Below are 14352 nucleotides of genomic sequence, written 5' to 3'. Positions count from 1 at the left end.
CGCTTGCCGCCGGAGCCCACGCCACCGAACGCCCGCAGGAAGCCGAGCGCGCCGCCGACGCCCTGATTGCCGATCAGCTGCGGGCCCAACTTCATTCCGGCCTTCATACCCGGCACGCCCGCGCCCAGCAGTCGCGTGATCATGCCGGGCAGCTCCCAATGCGCCCGCAAGGCAGCGATTCTCAGTCCGCCGTCGCCCTCGGCGATGTCGTAGCGCAGATGCATGGGCACCGGCAGTGTGACGCCGGTCGACATGGTGGTGTGGATGGTCAGATCGCGGAACACCGTCATGCCGCACACCACGTCGTGGTCCACCTCGAAGGCGATGTCGTTGGGCGCGATGAAGGTGTCGTAGAACCGCTCCAACGCCGCCCGTCCCCGATGTGGGCGGGAGCCCACCGGATCCTCCACACCGGCGCCCGCCGCGAACAGGTCCACCCAGGCGGACCGGTCGTGGGCGGCGACCGCCTTCGGGGACGCCTCGACGGTCGCCAGCAGCTGCGCTGCGGTCGGATTCGCGGACACGATTCTCCTCCACGGTGTTGAGCTGGGCCGATGGTACCGGGCGGTAGCCCCGGAGGGAACGCGCGGGGAGGCGGCGGGGAGCCAAAGGGGCTCGGGGACAGTCGGTATCGTCGATACCGTGCCCGCGTTCCGGCGAGCCGTCGCCACCCTCGTCGTACTGGTCGCCCTGGTTGTAGGAATCGGCATCGCCGGGGTGCCGGTGTTCGTCCATCCGCAGGTGGACCCGCTGCGGCCCGCCGACGCCATCGTGGTGCTCGGCGGCACGGCCTACGAGCGCTTCGATCTGGGCCTGCGGCTGGCCCGCCAGGGCTACGCGCCGGAACTGGTCATCTCGCGATCCACCGGCATCGACGACCACGTGATGGACCGCTACTGCGACGGGACGTTCGACTTCCGGGTGTCGTGCTTCGTGCCGGAGCCGTGGACCACCCAGGGCGAGGCGCAGGAGATCGCCCGGCGGGCCGCCACCGGGGACTGGCGGCACATCATCGTGATCACTTACACCCCGCACGTCTCCCGCGCCCGGTACATCGTGGGCAAGTGCTTTCGCGGCGAGTTGACCATGGTGGCCAGCCCCGCGGACTCCGGTCCGCTGTTCTGGGCGTGGATGTACGTGCGCCAGTCGGCGGGGTACGTCCGGGCGTTTCTGCAGCCCGGCTGTTGAGCCGGGTGAAAGATGGGCCACGAACGCGCAATCGAGCGGTTACGATGAGCCCGGACAGTCACTGCGCGTCCGTCTCGGGGGTGGATGCGGGGATCGGAAGGACATTCCGGTGCGTATCGACGACCTGCGGGGGTTGCGGGACGAGGAGCTCTCCGCCGATGTCTGCGTGATCGGTTCCGGACCGGCCGGGTTGACCATCGCCACCGAACTGGCGGGGACAGCGCTGCGGGTACTGGTGCTGGAGAGCGGAGGCCGCGCGGAGCAGCCGGACACCGAGGAGCTCAACGACATCGACAATGTCGGTGCGCCGCGCTCCCTACCGCACCGCCATGCCCGCAATCGGGTGCTGGGTGGCAGCTCGCACACCTGGGCCGGGCGCTGCGCGCCCCTCGACGAGCTGGACTTCGCCCGGCGGGAATGGGTTCCGGACTCCGGCTGGCCGATCGGCGCGAGCGAAATGGAACCGTATCTGGAGCGGGCGGGCGCGCATCTGGGCCTCGGGCACGGGGTCGGGTTCACCGACGACCGGTTCTGGACCCTGGCCGGACGTTCCGCGCCGGCGGCCGAACTCGACCGGCGCTGGCTGCGCCCCTACTTCTGGCAGATCAGCAAGGACCCCGCGGATCCCTTCGACTGCAAGCGTTTCGGCAGACATGCCCCGGCGATCTCCGCCGCGAATGTCCGAGTCGTCCTGAATGCCACCCTGGCCCATATCGATACCGATCCGGACGGCACCCACGTGCGGGCGCTGCGGGTCCTGGACGCCGAGGGCGGCGAACGTCTGGTTGTCGCCCAGCGAATCGTGCTGGCGGCCGGGGGGCTCGAGAATCCGCGCCTGCTGCTGGCCGCCAACCGCATCGTGCCCGCCGGACTGGGCAACCGACACGACATGGTCGGCAGATATCTGCTCGACCATCGCTGCGGCGCGGTCGGGACGCTCGATCCCGCTACCTCCGCCACCGCACGCGACCGCTTCGGCAAGTACGTCGTGAAGGGTCGCGGCGGGAAGCACACCTTCCTGCACGGCGTCGCGCTCTCCCCCGCGATCCAGAAACGCGAGGGACTGCTCAACTGCGCCCTGTGGATTCAGGAGGTGCCCGCCGACGACGACCCCTGGGAATCGGTCAAGCGGCTGTTGCGGGGACAGCTGACCCTGCGGGATACGCGCATCGTGTCGGCCCATCCCGGCCTGCTGCTGTCGGGGGTGCGCCGCCGCCTGGTGCACGGCACCGGACTGCCGCGCAAACTCGCCGAAGTGGAACTGCGCTGCATGGTCGAGCAACAACCCGATCCGGACAGCCGGGTCACCCTGAGCGACAAGGTGGATCGGCTCGGCATTCCCTTGGCCCGGGTGGACTGGAAGGTACATGAAATCGAGGACGCCACCGTCCGGCGCACCGCCGCCCTGGCGGCCGGCGAATTCGCGCGCCTCGGCTTCGATCCCCCGCACCTGCACCGATGGGTGTGCGAGAACAGTTCGGAGCCGGTGCAACTCACCGACTGGGCGCACCCCACCGGCGCGACCCGCATGTCCGCCGACCCGCGCACCGGCGTGGTGGACGCGCGGTGCCGGGTGCACGGGATGGACAACCTGTATATCGCGGGCAGCTCCGTCTTCCCGACCAACGGGCACGCCAATCCCACACTCATGATCGTGGCGTTGGCGATCCGGCTCGCGGACACCCTGCGCACGGGGTGAGGGAGCCCGGCCGCTACTTCCGCGGCAGCGTCATATCCATGCCGCCGACGTCGGCGATCGTCCAGCCGTCGGGGTTGACCGTCACGTTGTAGGTGACGGTGGTCTTGACGCCCTGGGGATTCTGGGCATTGGTACTGGTGACATCGAGGAAGACGTCGACCAGGTACGCGTCGCCGTCCCGACCGGTCACCTTGGCCGCGATGGGCGTGGCACTGGAGGTCCACTTCAAGACGGTGAGCGCCTCGGACAGCTTCGGCCCCGCCGCGTCGAACTGCTCGGACAGCTTGCCGGTGGTGTTCGCCTTCAAGCGGCCCTGCCAGGCGCCGAGATCGGCGAAGTCGATATTCGACGCACCGACCGCGTAGTCGGTGGCGACCTGCTCGGCGTGCTGCTCGGCGGCGGTCGCGGCATGGATGTCGTCGAGGTCGCCGCGCGCCGACAGCCACATGCCGGTGGTCACGACGGCCACGGCGACGAGCACCGCCGCGACGGCCCCCGCCACCAGGGTGGACACCGGCAGCGATACGGTCTTGCGCGCGGTCGCCGCGGTGGCGTCGCGCTTCTCGGCGTCCTTCTCGGCGTCCTCGGACATCCGCTTCCTCCTACTACTTCACATTCACCCGCACGCGCACGGCATCGTCACCGGTGTCGGCGAGCGCCTGCGAGATCAGGGTGCTGATATCGATCTGGGGTCCCGTACCGCGCACCGCGTCCGCCAGGGGTTGCAGGGCGGGTGCGAGGGTCTGCAATTCGGGTCCGGCCTGCCGCAACCAGTCGTTCAGCCGTGCCAGGAAGGTAGCCAGCCCGTTGTCGGCCAGATACGCATCGGGTCCGGGGGCACCGTCGACCAGTCTACCGACCGCCTCGACCAGGGCGGTCAAAGCATGCGAGAACTCGACAAATGCCGGGGCGGCGGCGCCCGTGGCCTCGCCCATACTGTCGATATCGGCCGCCGCGGCCTGGAAGCTGTTCAGTAGCTGGGCGATCTTGGGCTCCCGGCTCATAATGGCCGCGGCCAGCAGATCACCGGACCGCTGCAGGGCGGGCATGGCGCCGTCGGTGCCGATGAAGGCCTCGCCCAGGGTGCTCACCAGGGAGCCGACCGCCTCCGGATCGAGCTGGTTCATGGTCTTGGTGACCAGCCGGGCGACCTCAGGGATGGACAGCGGCGGACGCACCGCGGAGGCGTCCAACCGCTGTCCGTCGGCGAGATACGGTCCACCGGGGCCGTTGGGGCGGAACTCCACGTACGGTTCGCCCAGCGCCGACAGGTGTTCGATGACGACGGTGCTGTCGGTCGGCACCCGCCGATCCGCGGCCACCCGGAAGCGCACCTCCACCCCGTCGGCGGTGCCCCGCACGGCGGTCACCTCACCGACCTCGACACCGGTCAGCAGAATCGGCGAACCCACCTCGAGCGATCCCGAATTCGGCAGCACCATGGCGGCGTCGGTGAACTCCGCGAACGGATCCGCCCGCACCACACCGAAGGTCAGGTAGCTCGCGCCGACCACGGTGACGACGCCGATACCGGCCAGCGAGGCCAGCGATCCCCATTTCATCGCACGGCTCCGATCATGCGCAGGGTGGCGACCATGCGATCCACCTGCTCGTCCTTGCCGACCGAATCCACCGACACCCCGGTGACATTCACCTTCGCGCCCTGTTCGAAGAACGGAATCACCTTGTCCCGCAACAGCGCGATGAGCAGATTCAGATTGCCCGGCGCGGACAGGTCCAGCGGCGCACCCGACATCGCCAGCGGCACGAACGCCTGCGCGGCCGCATCACCCGAGGTGGCGATGGGGGCCAGCCAGGTCAGCGAGGTGCCCAGCGTGCCGAGCGCGGTGAACAGGCCCGCCACCCCGTCGATGGAATGGGTGATGCCGTTCATCTGGTCCACCGAGACCTGGCTCAGCTCATGGTCCAGGAAGCCCATCTTGTCGTGCAGCACTTGCGCATTGGTGCCGAGTCCGTTGAGCAGCAGATCGACCTGGTCCAGGTTGGCGGCCAGGTCGACGGCGTCGGCGGCGAGCACCTGCGCGATGCGCTTGGTCTCGGCCGGATCCTGCGGCAGCACCGCGTTGAACCGGTGGATGATGTCCTGGAGTTGGTCGATGGCGCCGCCCTGGGTGAAGGTGGCCAGCGCGGCCATGGTGTCCTCGAGCTGCACCGGCGGCGCGGTGCGCTCGAGTGGAATGGTGCCGCCGTCGGTCAGCAGATCGCCGAAACCGTCGGTCGGAGTGGTCAACGCCAGGTGGATGTCGCCGAGCACGGTGTTCTGCCGCAGTTCGGCCACGGTGGTGGCGGGCAGCCGCACCGCGCGGGAGATGTCGACATCCACCACCACGTAGCCGCCGCGACCGGCGGGGGCCTGCGCGGCGTCCACCACCCGCACCCCGGCCACCGTGCCGACCATCGCGCCATTGGCGATGACCTTCGCCTTGGCGGGCAGGTTCAGCACATTGTCGAACTCGATGTGCAGCCGATAGGTGGGCCCCGACACCGTGGTGCCGGGCACCGGCACCGAGGCGGGATCGAAGCCACAACCGCCGACACCGGCCAGCAGCGCCGCCGCCAGCACCGCGATTCCGGTGCGGCGCAAGAGTTTCGCCGTCATCGCGCACCCGCCGTTCCCAGCACCAGCTGAACCAGAGGAATCTCGACCATGCCGTTCGCCGCACCGGCGCACCGTCCGGGTGCGACGGCATCGATCGCCGCGCACACCTGCTCGGCGTCCGGCGCGGGCAGTGCCACCCGCGGCGACCCGTAGGTGATGCCGTCGGGACCGGTGACCGCCTGCGCCACCGAGGTGATCACCGGCAGCTTGCGCACCACCTCCGCCAGCGAGCCGATATTCGCGCGCAGCAGCCGCACCATGGGCACGGCGTCGTTGAGCGCGTCCATGATCGGATCGCCCGCCAGCACGACCAGGTCGTTGAGCATCGGCAGCACCGCGCCGAGCCGGTCGACCAGCACCGCGCCGGGACCGATCAGCTCGTCGCTGGCGATGGTGAGCGCCGGAGCCAGCCGCAGCAGCATGCTGCGCAGGTCGCCCCAGTGCGTCTCCACCTTCTCGGCCACCGAGGCGAAGGAGTCGAAAATGCCCACCAGATGCGCGATATCGGCGTCCGGTGCGGCCATGGCCGCACCCAGCTTGTTGACGATGTCGTTGATCTCGCGGCCGGTGCCCCGGGTGGCGTCGTCGAGCGCGATCAGGCCGCGGCCCAGCGCGTCCGGGGCGTCGGGGCGCTGGATCTCGGCGGACAGATCCGCCAGCGCGGTCAGCGTCTCGGTGATGCTCTTGGGGGTGAGGGTATTGGTGATGGGCCGGGCCGGATCCCACAGCGCCCGATCCGCGCCGCTGGACAGCACCGCCAGATTCCGGTCGGCCACAATCGATTCGGCGACGGTGGTGGCGGCGGCGTCGGCGTACACCGGATGGTCCGCGTCCACCGAGAAACCGACGGTCACCTTGCCGTTCTCCGGCTCGACCGAATCCACGGTGCCGACCGCGATGCCGCGCATGGTCACCTTGTTGCCCACGTACAGGCCCACCGCGTCGGGCATGATCGCGGTGTAGGAGATGGTCTTCTTCATCGGGTCGAAGATGACGACATAGCCGACCAGGGCGACGAGCACGATCACCAGCGCCCCGGCGACCGACATGAACGCCTGCGATCCGAGCATCCGCTTGAACATCAGCAGTCCCTCCCGGGCAGCGGTACGCAGATGGCGGCCGGCGCGGTGATGGTCTGGCCGGACCGGTCCACACCCACCCCGCCGTCGGGAATCACCAACTGCGACAACTTGTCCTGCAAACTCTGCGCGGCGGTGAGCATGGGCTGGAACTCGCCGCTGAGGCCGCGCAGCGCCGCCACCGCGTCGGTGACCCTGGTCTTCAGCTGGTCGTTCCACACCGGGCCCAGCACGGCCACCCGGTCGAGCACGCCGCTGAGCAACCGGATCGCCTCGGCCATCTCGGCGTGCTTGTCGAGCAGCACCGTGACCAGCAGGTTGGCATTGTCCATGAGGCGGCCGAGATCGGTCTTCGCGCCGTCGTACATGCGCACGTACTCGTCCAGCACCGCGACGGCGTTCGAGACCTGGGTGCGCTGCCGGTTCAACGCGTCGACGTAGGTGCCGAGCGTGTCCAGGGTGGTGCGCAGGGTGTCCGGCGCGGTCTCCAGCGAATCGCCGAGCGCGGTCAGATTGCGGTGCAGCGAGTCGCCGTCGAGCTGCTGCAACGGCGCGGCCGCGGCCTGGAAGGTCTGGATCAGGCTGTAAGGCAGCCGAACTCGGTCCGCGGGGATCGGGGCGTCGCCCAGCGGCCGCTCCCCCGCCGGGAACATCGCCACGTAATGGCCGCCGACCACGGTGAGCATGCGGATGTCCAGCGAGGTCTGATCACCCACGAACACATTGGAATTCACGGTGAAGCGCATGACGACCCGGTCCGGCTTCAGCTCCAGCGATTCCACCTCGCCGACCGAGATGCCGGCGATGCGCACATCGTCACCGGCCTTCACCGACTGTGCCTCGGTCAATTCCGCGGTGTAGGTGTGCTTTCCGAACGGCACCACGTACAGCGCGCCCACCGCCAGCAGGCAGATGGCGAGCAGGATCGCGCCGACGACGCCGCGGCGCAGCTCCCGGCGCTTGCGGGTGTGGTCGTCGATGACCCTGCTCTCGCGGGGCAGCAGGCTCGACAGTCTCATCCGTTGCACAGCACCACCCGCTGACCGGAGACCAGCACCTGGAGCAGACCCGGCAGCTCCGCGGTTCCCCTGCTGCACTGCGGTGTCCAGCCCGAGGCCGACGGCAGCGCGGCGTCCGCGGCGGCCAGCACCGCGGGCAGCCGCCCGAACACCGCCACCGCCTCCTGCGGATCGGGGAACAGCCGCCGGATCAGCTCGTCCACGTCATTGCCCTCGGCCAGGCCCAGGGTGCGCAGCAGCGAGTCGACGGGGGCCAGCACCGACGGCGCGGTCACCGCGAATTGCGCCAGGCCGCCGATGTTCTCGCGCAGCGATTCGAAGATGTCCGACAGTCGAGCCAGCAGCGGCACCAGGTGGTGCACCCGGCCGCCGACCTTGTCCGACAGCTCCGACATATTGCGGATCAGGGTGCCGATCACCTGCTGGCGGTTGTCCACATAGGAGGCGAGTTGGCCGATGGCGTCCAGGGCCGGGCCGACGCCGCTGCCGTCACCCTCGATCACCGCCACCATACTGGCGCTGAACTGGTTGATCGCCTCGGGCGAGATGGTGGCCAGCACCGGCCGTAGGCCGTTGAACAGGCTGGTGACATCGAAGGACGGCACCGTCTGCTCGACGCCGACGGTGGCGTCGGCGGGCAGGCGCACCCCGGGCCGCGGCTGCTGTTGCAGGTCGATGTAGCGCTGCCCGGTCAGGTTCTGGTAGCGGATGGCCAGCGTGCTGTTGTCGTAGATGGCCGCGTCGGTCTTGACGGTCAGGCGCACCCGCGCCCGGGTGCCGTCCAGGTCGATGCCGCGCACCTTGCCCACCTGCACGCCGTACATGCGCACGTCATCGCCCACCTTGAGGCCGTTGGCATCGGTGAACAGCGCGTCGTGCGCCTCGGTCTCGCCCGCGACGGGCCGTTCGATGAGCTGGATGACCATGGCCAGCACGGCCACGATCACCACCGCGAACAGTCCCAGCCGCCAGGCGGCGGCCCCCACCTTCATCGGCCACCTCCCGCACCCAGGAGCGGCACCGCCACGGCGGGCACGCCGCGCAGGTCCACTTCGACATTCAGCACCGGTCCGTTCGGGGTGTCCGGCATGGCGGCGCGCAGCCGGTGCAGCAGTTCGGTCAGCTCGGCGGCGGTGCGCTGCGGCGCGGGCACCATCTGCGCCAGCACCGACAGAATGGCGGCGAGGGTGTCGGTGGTGGCCGAGAGCTGGGTTCCGGCCTGCCCCAGCGTTTCCGACAGGGTGGGCAGCAGCTTGTTCACCACGATGTCCACCCCGTGGTCGTAGGATTCGCGATCCTGTTGCAGCCGTTCGATACTGCGGATCACGTCCACCACCTCGACCGCCGCGCCCGCGAACCGGCCGCCGCCGTCGAAGGCCGGGCCGAGATTGCCGAACAGCTGCGAGGGCGGCATCTTCTGGTTGTCCACCACGGTGCGCGAGGCGGTCACGATGGCCTGCGCCAGCGGCGTGAACGCCTCCACATCCGCCGCGACCTGCGCGATGACCGTGGCCAGCTGCGGAGTCAGCACCGATTCGCCGACCTGCGACATGCTGCGCAGCAGCGAACCCATGGTGGCGTCGTAGACGGCCGCCGACTTGGCGCCGGTCAGGTCGATCTCGGTGCCGGTGCGCAGCGGCGCGCCGCCCGGGCCCCGGCGCAGCTCGATCTCGCTGATGCCGAACAGGTTCTGCGGCGCGTAGTCCACCAGCAGCGAGTCGTCCAGGCCGTACAGCCGCGACTCGTCGAGTCGCAGGGCGATGCGCTGGGTGCCGCGCGCGGCGGGCGTGATGTCCACGACCTTGCCGACCAGCACGCCGTCCAGGCGCACCTGGGTGCCCGCCAGCACGCCGTCACCGATCTGCTCGGTGTGCAGTGAGATGCGCAGTCCCGCATCGGCGGTCATGGCGCGAATGCCGTACCAGGCCGCGGTCACGGCCACCACCACCGCGACCGCGATGGCTCCCACCTTCATCGCCCGGCCGCGGTCCACCGCGACCCCGGGCATTCCGTAATTCGGCATCCCTACCCCGTGAACGTGATCGCCGAGTTGAAGCCCCACAGCGCGATGGACAGCACCATGTCGATGGCGACGATCGCCACGGAGCTGGCCCGCACCGCCTTACCCGACGCGATGCCCACACCCTCCGGGCCGCCGGTGGCGAAGAACCCGTAGTAGCAGTGGATGAGGATGACCACGGTGGCGAAGATGGCCACCTTGATCACCGCCGCGATCACGTCGAATCCGGTGACGAACTGGAAGAAATAGTGGTCGTACACGCCCGCGGCGGACCCGTGCACCAGCGTGATCAGGCCACGGCAGGACAGGTACGACAGGATGAGCGCGATCAGGAAGGTCGGGATGATGGCGACCGCACCGGCCAGCACGCGGGTGGTGACCACGAACGGCACCGAGCGCAGGCCGAGCGATTCGATGGCGTCGATCTCCTCGGAGATGCGCATGGAGCCGATCTCGGCGGTCATCCGGCAGCCCGCCTGCGCGGCGAAGCCGATGGCGGCCGCGATGGGCGCGAGTTCGCGCGTGGTCGCGTAGGCCGACACCAGGCCGGTCACCGGTCCCATGCCGAGCATGTCCAGGGTGGCGAACGATTCCACCGCCACCGACGCGCCCATGACCAGGCCGAGCACGATCATCATGGGGACGGTGCCGCCGCCCACGATGACCGAGCCGCGGCCCCAGGTCATATTGGTGATGGCGCGCATGGTCTCGTCGCGATAGCGCTGCAGCGTCAACGGAATCGACGACAGCACCTGCCAGACGAAGGCCAGCACGAAGCCGAGATTCTCGATGCGGCGCAGGATCAGCCCGCGGCGGCGATAGAAGCGCGCGAACCAGCCGAGTCCCTTGGGGACGTAGGTCGATGTGGTCATGCCAGCCTCGTGGGCAGGAACATGGCGGTGATCTGAGTGGCGACCAGGTTCACCACGACGATGGACACCACCGAGAGCACCACCGCGGCGTTCACGGCGTCGGCCACGCCGCGCGGGCCGCCCTTGGCCTCGAGTCCGCGCTGACAGGCGATGACGACCACCAGGAAGCCGAAGATGACCGCCTTCACCAGCGACACCCACACGTCGGCGGTGGTGGCGAAGGAGCCGAAGGTGGCCCAGTAGCTGCCCGGCGTGACGTTCTGGCCGCCGACCGCCACCGCGTATCCGGCGAGGACGCCGACGAAGATGATGAGGATGTTCAGCAGCGGGGCCACGAACAGCATGGCCACCATGCGCGGGATGACCAGCCGGTGAATCGGGCTGATGCCCATGGTGTTCAGCGCGTCGATCTCCTCGCGGATGGTGCGCGCCCCGAGGTCGGCGGCGATGGCCGCCGCGCCCGCACCGCCGAGCAGGAAGCCGGTAGCCAGTGGCGCTCCCTGTTTGATGACGCCGAGCCCGCCCGCCGCGCCCAGCAGCGAATCCGCGCCGAGGGTGTGGATGATATTGCCGACCTGCACCGAGACGATGACGCCGAACGGGATGGCGATGAGGATCGCGGGCAGCGCCGTGACGGTGATGAGCCGCCACGCCTGGATGATGGCCTCCCGCCACTGGAACTGCCCGCGCGCGATATCGCTCACCGCGCCGGTGACGGTCTCCTGGGCGATACCGGCGGCCCGTCCGAAGGTACGCAGGGAGGACACGACGGTTCCGGAGAAGTTGTCGCGCACGATCCGTGCGGCGGATGGGGTCGGTAGCGACCGGGTGTCGGGCTTCAAATCATTCTTCTCCGTGATCGGCAACACTGCCTGCCATCAAAGCTAATGGTTACGGGCAGTTACAACAAATCGGGTTACGGTGTGACCGACACCGCCAAGCTACCGGCCGGTATCAACGCCGACCCCCAGGTCAAGAGGCTATATCTGCATGTTAAGGCGTGTTCTGGAACCCGTTATCAGCGGTAACAGCTATCGCTGTGGCGGATATCACCGCCCCGGCGAACCGCCGGCATCGAGGTTTCGGAGCCCTCGGTCATACCTCGGCCGCGCAGTAAGTGAACTGTCAGCAATCGCGATGGCCGTCGTCAGCGCCGTACGAATTCGCGTGAATCGGCTCCCCCGCACCGCTGGGAGGAGTTCACTGGCGGTGTGGATCAGACAGTGACCGCGATCCTGGGGGCCATCGAAGCCGACGACTGGACCACATTCGCGAAACTCGTTCACCCCTACGTGCACTGGTCCGAGAGCGGCCACATCACCCGGGGCCGCACCCGGGTGATGGCCATGCTCGCCGGACGTCCGCACAATGGCGATTCGACACCGCCCGCCCGCGCCTACGAACTACGCGACGGACAGGTGTACCGCTGGACCTCGTGAAGCGCGAGGCTCGTGAAGCTCAGGGACTGACGGCCAGGAACAGGAAGCCGGAGAACACCACCAGGTGCACACAGCCCTGGAGCAGCGTGGCCCGGCCGGGCACCACCGTGAGCGCGCCGACCACCACCGTCAGCGCCAGCAGCACCATCTGAGTGGCGCCGAGCCCCAGCATGAGCGGCCCCTCGATCCAGATCGAGGCCAGCGCGATGGCCGGAATCGTCAGCCCGATACTGGCCATGGCCGAGCCCAGCGCCAGATTCATGCTGATCTGCACCCGGCCCCGCCGGGCCGACCGCACCGCCGCGAGCGCCTCCGGCAGTAGCACCAGCAGCGCGATCACCACACCGACCGCGGACTGCGGCAGCCCAGCCGAGGCGATGGCGGATTCGATATTCGGGGATACGGTCTTGGCCAGACCGACCACGCCGACCAGGGCCAGCAGCAACAGGCCCAGGCTGGCCAGCGCCCGCCCACCGGTCGGCGGCTGTTCGTGCTCATCGTGGACCACGGTGGCGGGACCGCCCTCGACCGGCAGGAAATCGTCCGGATGCCGGACCGTCTGGACCATGACGAAGACGCCGTAGAGCACCAGCGCCGCCACCGCCGCGAAGGCCAACTGCCCACCCGAGAACACCGGACCCGGTTCACTGGTGGTGAACGTCGGCAGCACCAGGCACAGGGTGGCCAGGGTCGCCACCGTGGCCAGCGCCGCGCCGGTGCCCTCGGCGTTGAAGACCGCCACCCGCCGCCGCAACGCACCCACCAGCAGCGACAGACCGACGATGCCGTTGCAGGTGATCATCACCGCCGCGAAGACGGTGTCGCGGGCCAGCGATGCCGCCTTGTCACCGCTGGAGATCATGAGCGTGACGATCAGGCCGACCTCGATGACCGTCACCGCGACCGCGAGCACCAGCGCGCCCAGCGGTTCGCCCACCTTGTGCGCGACCACCTCGGCGTGATGCACCGCCGACAGCACCGCCCCTATCAGGGCCGCGCTCACCAGAATCACCGCTGCCCCGTTCAGATCGCGACCCCAGGAAACCGCCAGCACCAGGGCGGCGAAGAGGGGAACGAGCGTGGACCAGTGACGCAGAAAGAAGCGGGCCATACTGTCCAGTTTCGCAGCTAATCCGGTGCACACCTGGAAAGGAGAGCTTTACCTCGCTTGATTCATGGGAGGAATCACTTAGGCTGCGGTCGTGGACCAGACAACCGGGCCCCAGGCGCACCCGCACGAACCGCATGCAGAAGGGTTCGCATCCAAGCTCAACTGGCTGCGGGCCGGGGTGCTCGGCGCCAACGACGGCATCGTCTCCACCGCCGGTCTGGTGGTGGGCGTCGCGGCGGCGACCACGGACGCCACCAATATCCTCACCGCGGGCGTCGCCGGACTCACCGCCGGTGCGATCTCCATGGCGGCCGGCGAGTACGTCTCGGTGAGCACCCAGCGCGACTCCGAGAAGGCGTTGCTGGCCAGGGAGAGACGCGAACTGGCCGAGCAGCCGGACTACGAACTCGACGAGCTCACCGATATCTACCGGGCCAAGGGACTCTCACCGGAGACCGCTCGCAAGGTCGCCGAGGAACTCACCGCCCACGACGCCTTCGCCGCGCACGCCGAGGCCGAACTGCGTTTGGACCCCGACGAACTCACCAATCCGTGGCAGGCCGCGCTCTCCTCGGCCGTGGCGTTCACCGTCGGCGCGCTGCTGCCGCTGCTGGCCATCCTGCTGCCGCCGGTGTCGTGGCGGATTCCGGTCACCTTCGCGGCAGTGGTGGTGGCACTGGCCATCACGGGTTCGGTGAGTGCGCGGCTGGGCGGCGGCAACCCGCGCCGCGCGGTGCTGCGCGTGGTGATCGGCGGTGCGCTGGCCATGGCCGTCACCTACGGAATCGGCCAGCTCGCGGGAGTCTCCGGAATCTGACGCGCGGTCAGCGACCCGGGTACACCGCCTCGGCCGGAATGTAGTTCTCGGTGCCCGGCGGCTTGGGCACACAGACCCAGTCGCCGTCCCGGAACTCCCACGCCGAGATGACATTGTCGTGCGTGCAGTCGTCACCCACGCGGCGGTCGGCCAGGTCTATCGGCGGCGCCACCGGAGTGGGAATGCGCACGGCGGGTGCGGGTTCCGGGGCGAACGCGGTGGTCGTCGGCGCGAGCGCGGTGGTGGACGGCGCGAGCGTGCTCGCGGGGACTCGCTCACCGCCCGTTCGCGTGTCGTCGCGACCGGTGAGCAGCATGCCCGCCGCGACGGCGAGCACCAGCACGCCCGCGATCACCACGACCACCGCGAGGGCGCGCGGTGTGATGTCACCATCGCTGTGTCCTTCGGCCATACCTGGACTCCTTCGATGCGCGGCCGCCCGGACTACGGGGCGGGCGGCGGGGGCGGCGGGGGCACCAGCCAGGGTG

16 protein-coding genes are annotated in these 14352 nt (G+C 69.2%); 4 read left to right on the top strand and 12 right to left on the bottom strand.

Annotated features, from left to right (window positions below; all coding sequences use genetic code 11):
* The coding region (locus QK444_RS19000) for a nuclear transport factor 2 family protein (RefSeq protein WP_282782134.1) at window positions 1–524 on the bottom strand (524 nt) is incomplete at its 3' end.
* Between the two features lie 157 nt (window positions 525–681).
* On the opposite strand from QK444_RS19000, the gene QK444_RS18995 reads away from it, so the two are divergent.
* Together QK444_RS18995 and QK444_RS18990 are read left to right on the top strand one after the other, a co-directional pair.
* Window positions 682–1188 (top strand): YdcF family protein, encoded by a 507-nt coding sequence (locus tag QK444_RS18995; RefSeq protein ID WP_282782136.1) that lies wholly within the window; start codon window positions 682–684, stop codon window positions 1186–1188.
* A 109-nt stretch (window positions 1189–1297) separates the two neighbouring features.
* Window positions 1298–2887, top strand: coding sequence for a GMC family oxidoreductase (locus QK444_RS18990; RefSeq protein WP_282782132.1), 1590 nt, complete (start codon window positions 1298–1300; stop codon window positions 2885–2887).
* A 13-nt stretch (window positions 2888–2900) separates the two neighbouring features.
* On the opposite strand, the gene QK444_RS18985 is transcribed toward QK444_RS18990, so the two are convergent.
* Genes QK444_RS18985 through QK444_RS18945 form a run of 9 tightly spaced genes read right to left on the bottom strand, consistent with a single transcriptional unit; the run spans window position 2901 to window position 11339 of the window.
* Window positions 2901–3479 (bottom strand): hypothetical protein, encoded by a 579-nt coding sequence (locus tag QK444_RS18985; RefSeq protein ID WP_282782130.1) that lies wholly within the window; start codon window positions 3477–3479, stop codon window positions 2901–2903.
* 13 nt (window positions 3480–3492) lie between these two features.
* Entirely contained in the window at window positions 3493–4449 is a 957-nt protein-coding gene (locus QK444_RS18980; RefSeq protein WP_282782129.1) for an MlaD family protein, read from the bottom strand.
* Window positions 4446–5507: an MlaD family protein gene (locus QK444_RS18975; protein WP_282782126.1), complete on the bottom strand. Its 1062-nt coding sequence runs from the start codon at window positions 5505–5507 to the stop codon at window positions 4446–4448. The genes QK444_RS18980 and QK444_RS18975 overlap by 4 nt, the downstream gene beginning before the upstream one ends.
* Window positions 5504–6589: an MlaD family protein gene (locus QK444_RS18970; RefSeq protein ID WP_282782124.1), complete on the bottom strand. Its 1086-nt coding sequence runs from the start codon at window positions 6587–6589 to the stop codon at window positions 5504–5506. Before QK444_RS18970 ends, QK444_RS18975 begins: the two co-directional genes overlap by 4 nt.
* A complete protein-coding gene (locus QK444_RS18965; RefSeq protein WP_282782122.1) occupies window positions 6589–7605 on the bottom strand; it encodes an MlaD family protein in 1017 nt (338 codons plus the stop codon). The genes QK444_RS18970 and QK444_RS18965 overlap by 1 nt, the downstream gene beginning before the upstream one ends.
* Window positions 7602–8597 carry an MlaD family protein gene (locus QK444_RS18960; protein ID WP_282782120.1) on the bottom strand — a complete coding sequence of 332 codons (996 nt, stop codon included), beginning with the start codon at window positions 8595–8597 and terminating at the stop codon, window positions 7602–7604. Before QK444_RS18960 ends, QK444_RS18965 begins: the two co-directional genes overlap by 4 nt.
* Entirely contained in the window at window positions 8594–9613 is a 1020-nt protein-coding gene (locus QK444_RS18955) for an MlaD family protein (protein ID WP_282782118.1), read from the bottom strand. The genes QK444_RS18960 and QK444_RS18955 overlap by 4 nt, the downstream gene beginning before the upstream one ends.
* A 17-nt stretch (window positions 9614–9630) precedes the next feature.
* Window positions 9631–10497: an ABC transporter permease gene (locus QK444_RS18950; RefSeq protein WP_029926564.1), complete on the bottom strand. Its 867-nt coding sequence runs from the start codon at window positions 10495–10497 to the stop codon at window positions 9631–9633.
* The gene (locus QK444_RS18945; RefSeq protein WP_029926563.1) at window positions 10494–11339 is read right to left on the bottom strand and encodes an ABC transporter permease; all 846 of its coding nucleotides are present in this window, start codon (window positions 11337–11339) and stop codon (window positions 10494–10496) included. The genes QK444_RS18950 and QK444_RS18945 overlap by 4 nt, the downstream gene beginning before the upstream one ends.
* 369 nt (window positions 11340–11708) lie before the next feature.
* Here QK444_RS18945 and QK444_RS18940 point away from each other — a divergent pair, with 369 nt between their 5' ends.
* Complete coding sequence (locus tag QK444_RS18940) at window positions 11709–11936, top strand: hypothetical protein (protein WP_039810794.1); 228 nt, start codon at window positions 11709–11711, stop codon at window positions 11934–11936.
* Window positions 11937–11955: 19 nt separating this feature from the next.
* On the opposite strand, the gene QK444_RS18935 is transcribed toward QK444_RS18940, so the two are convergent.
* A complete protein-coding gene (locus QK444_RS18935; RefSeq protein WP_282782114.1) occupies window positions 11956–13047 on the bottom strand; it encodes an ionic transporter y4hA in 1092 nt (363 codons plus the stop codon).
* A gap of 91 nt (window positions 13048–13138) precedes the next feature.
* Here QK444_RS18935 and QK444_RS18930 point away from each other — a divergent pair, with 91 nt between their 5' ends.
* Window positions 13139–13864: a VIT family protein gene (locus tag QK444_RS18930; RefSeq protein ID WP_282782112.1), complete on the top strand. Its 726-nt coding sequence runs from the start codon at window positions 13139–13141 to the stop codon at window positions 13862–13864.
* A 7-nt stretch (window positions 13865–13871) separates the two neighbouring features.
* Here the strand turns inward: QK444_RS18930 and QK444_RS18925 are convergent, their stop codons facing one another.
* Window positions 13872–14276, bottom strand: a complete 405-nt coding sequence (locus QK444_RS18925; RefSeq protein WP_282782110.1) for a hypothetical protein — start codon at window positions 14274–14276, stop codon at window positions 13872–13874.
* Window positions 14277–14352 lie beyond the last annotated feature (76 nt).

The sequence above is a fragment of the Nocardia sp. CC201C genome (assembly GCF_030010695.1).
Taxonomy (GTDB): domain Bacteria; phylum Actinomycetota; class Actinomycetes; order Mycobacteriales; family Mycobacteriaceae; genus Nocardia; species Nocardia otitidiscaviarum.
This window is presented reverse-complemented; position numbering and strand designations above follow the sequence as displayed.

Coding starts and splice junctions, on each gene's coding strand:
- QK444_RS18985 (WP_282782130.1), bottom strand. CDS start 3,479: ATGTCCGAGGACGCCGAGAAGGACGCCGAGAAGCGCGACGCCACCGCG.
- QK444_RS18980 (WP_282782129.1), bottom strand. CDS start 4,449: ATGAAATGGGGATCGCTGGCCTCGCTGGCCGGTATCGGCGTCGTCACC.
- QK444_RS18975 (WP_282782126.1), bottom strand. CDS start 5,507: ATGACGGCGAAACTCTTGCGCCGCACCGGAATCGCGGTGCTGGCGGCG.
- QK444_RS18970 (WP_282782124.1), bottom strand. CDS start 6,589: ATGTTCAAGCGGATGCTCGGATCGCAGGCGTTCATGTCGGTCGCCGGG.
- QK444_RS18965 (WP_282782122.1), bottom strand. CDS start 7,605: ATGAGACTGTCGAGCCTGCTGCCCCGCGAGAGCAGGGTCATCGACGAC.
- QK444_RS18960 (WP_282782120.1), bottom strand. CDS start 8,597: ATGAAGGTGGGGGCCGCCGCCTGGCGGCTGGGACTGTTCGCGGTGGTG.
- QK444_RS18955 (WP_282782118.1), bottom strand. CDS start 9,613: ATGCCCGGGGTCGCGGTGGACCGCGGCCGGGCGATGAAGGTGGGAGCC.
- QK444_RS18950 (WP_029926564.1), bottom strand. CDS start 10,497: ATGACCACATCGACCTACGTCCCCAAGGGACTCGGCTGGTTCGCGCGC.
- QK444_RS18935 (WP_282782114.1), bottom strand. CDS start 13,047: ATGGCCCGCTTCTTTCTGCGTCACTGGTCCACGCTCGTTCCCCTCTTC.
- QK444_RS18925 (WP_282782110.1), bottom strand. CDS start 14,276: ATGGCCGAAGGACACAGCGATGGTGACATCACACCGCGCGCCCTCGCG.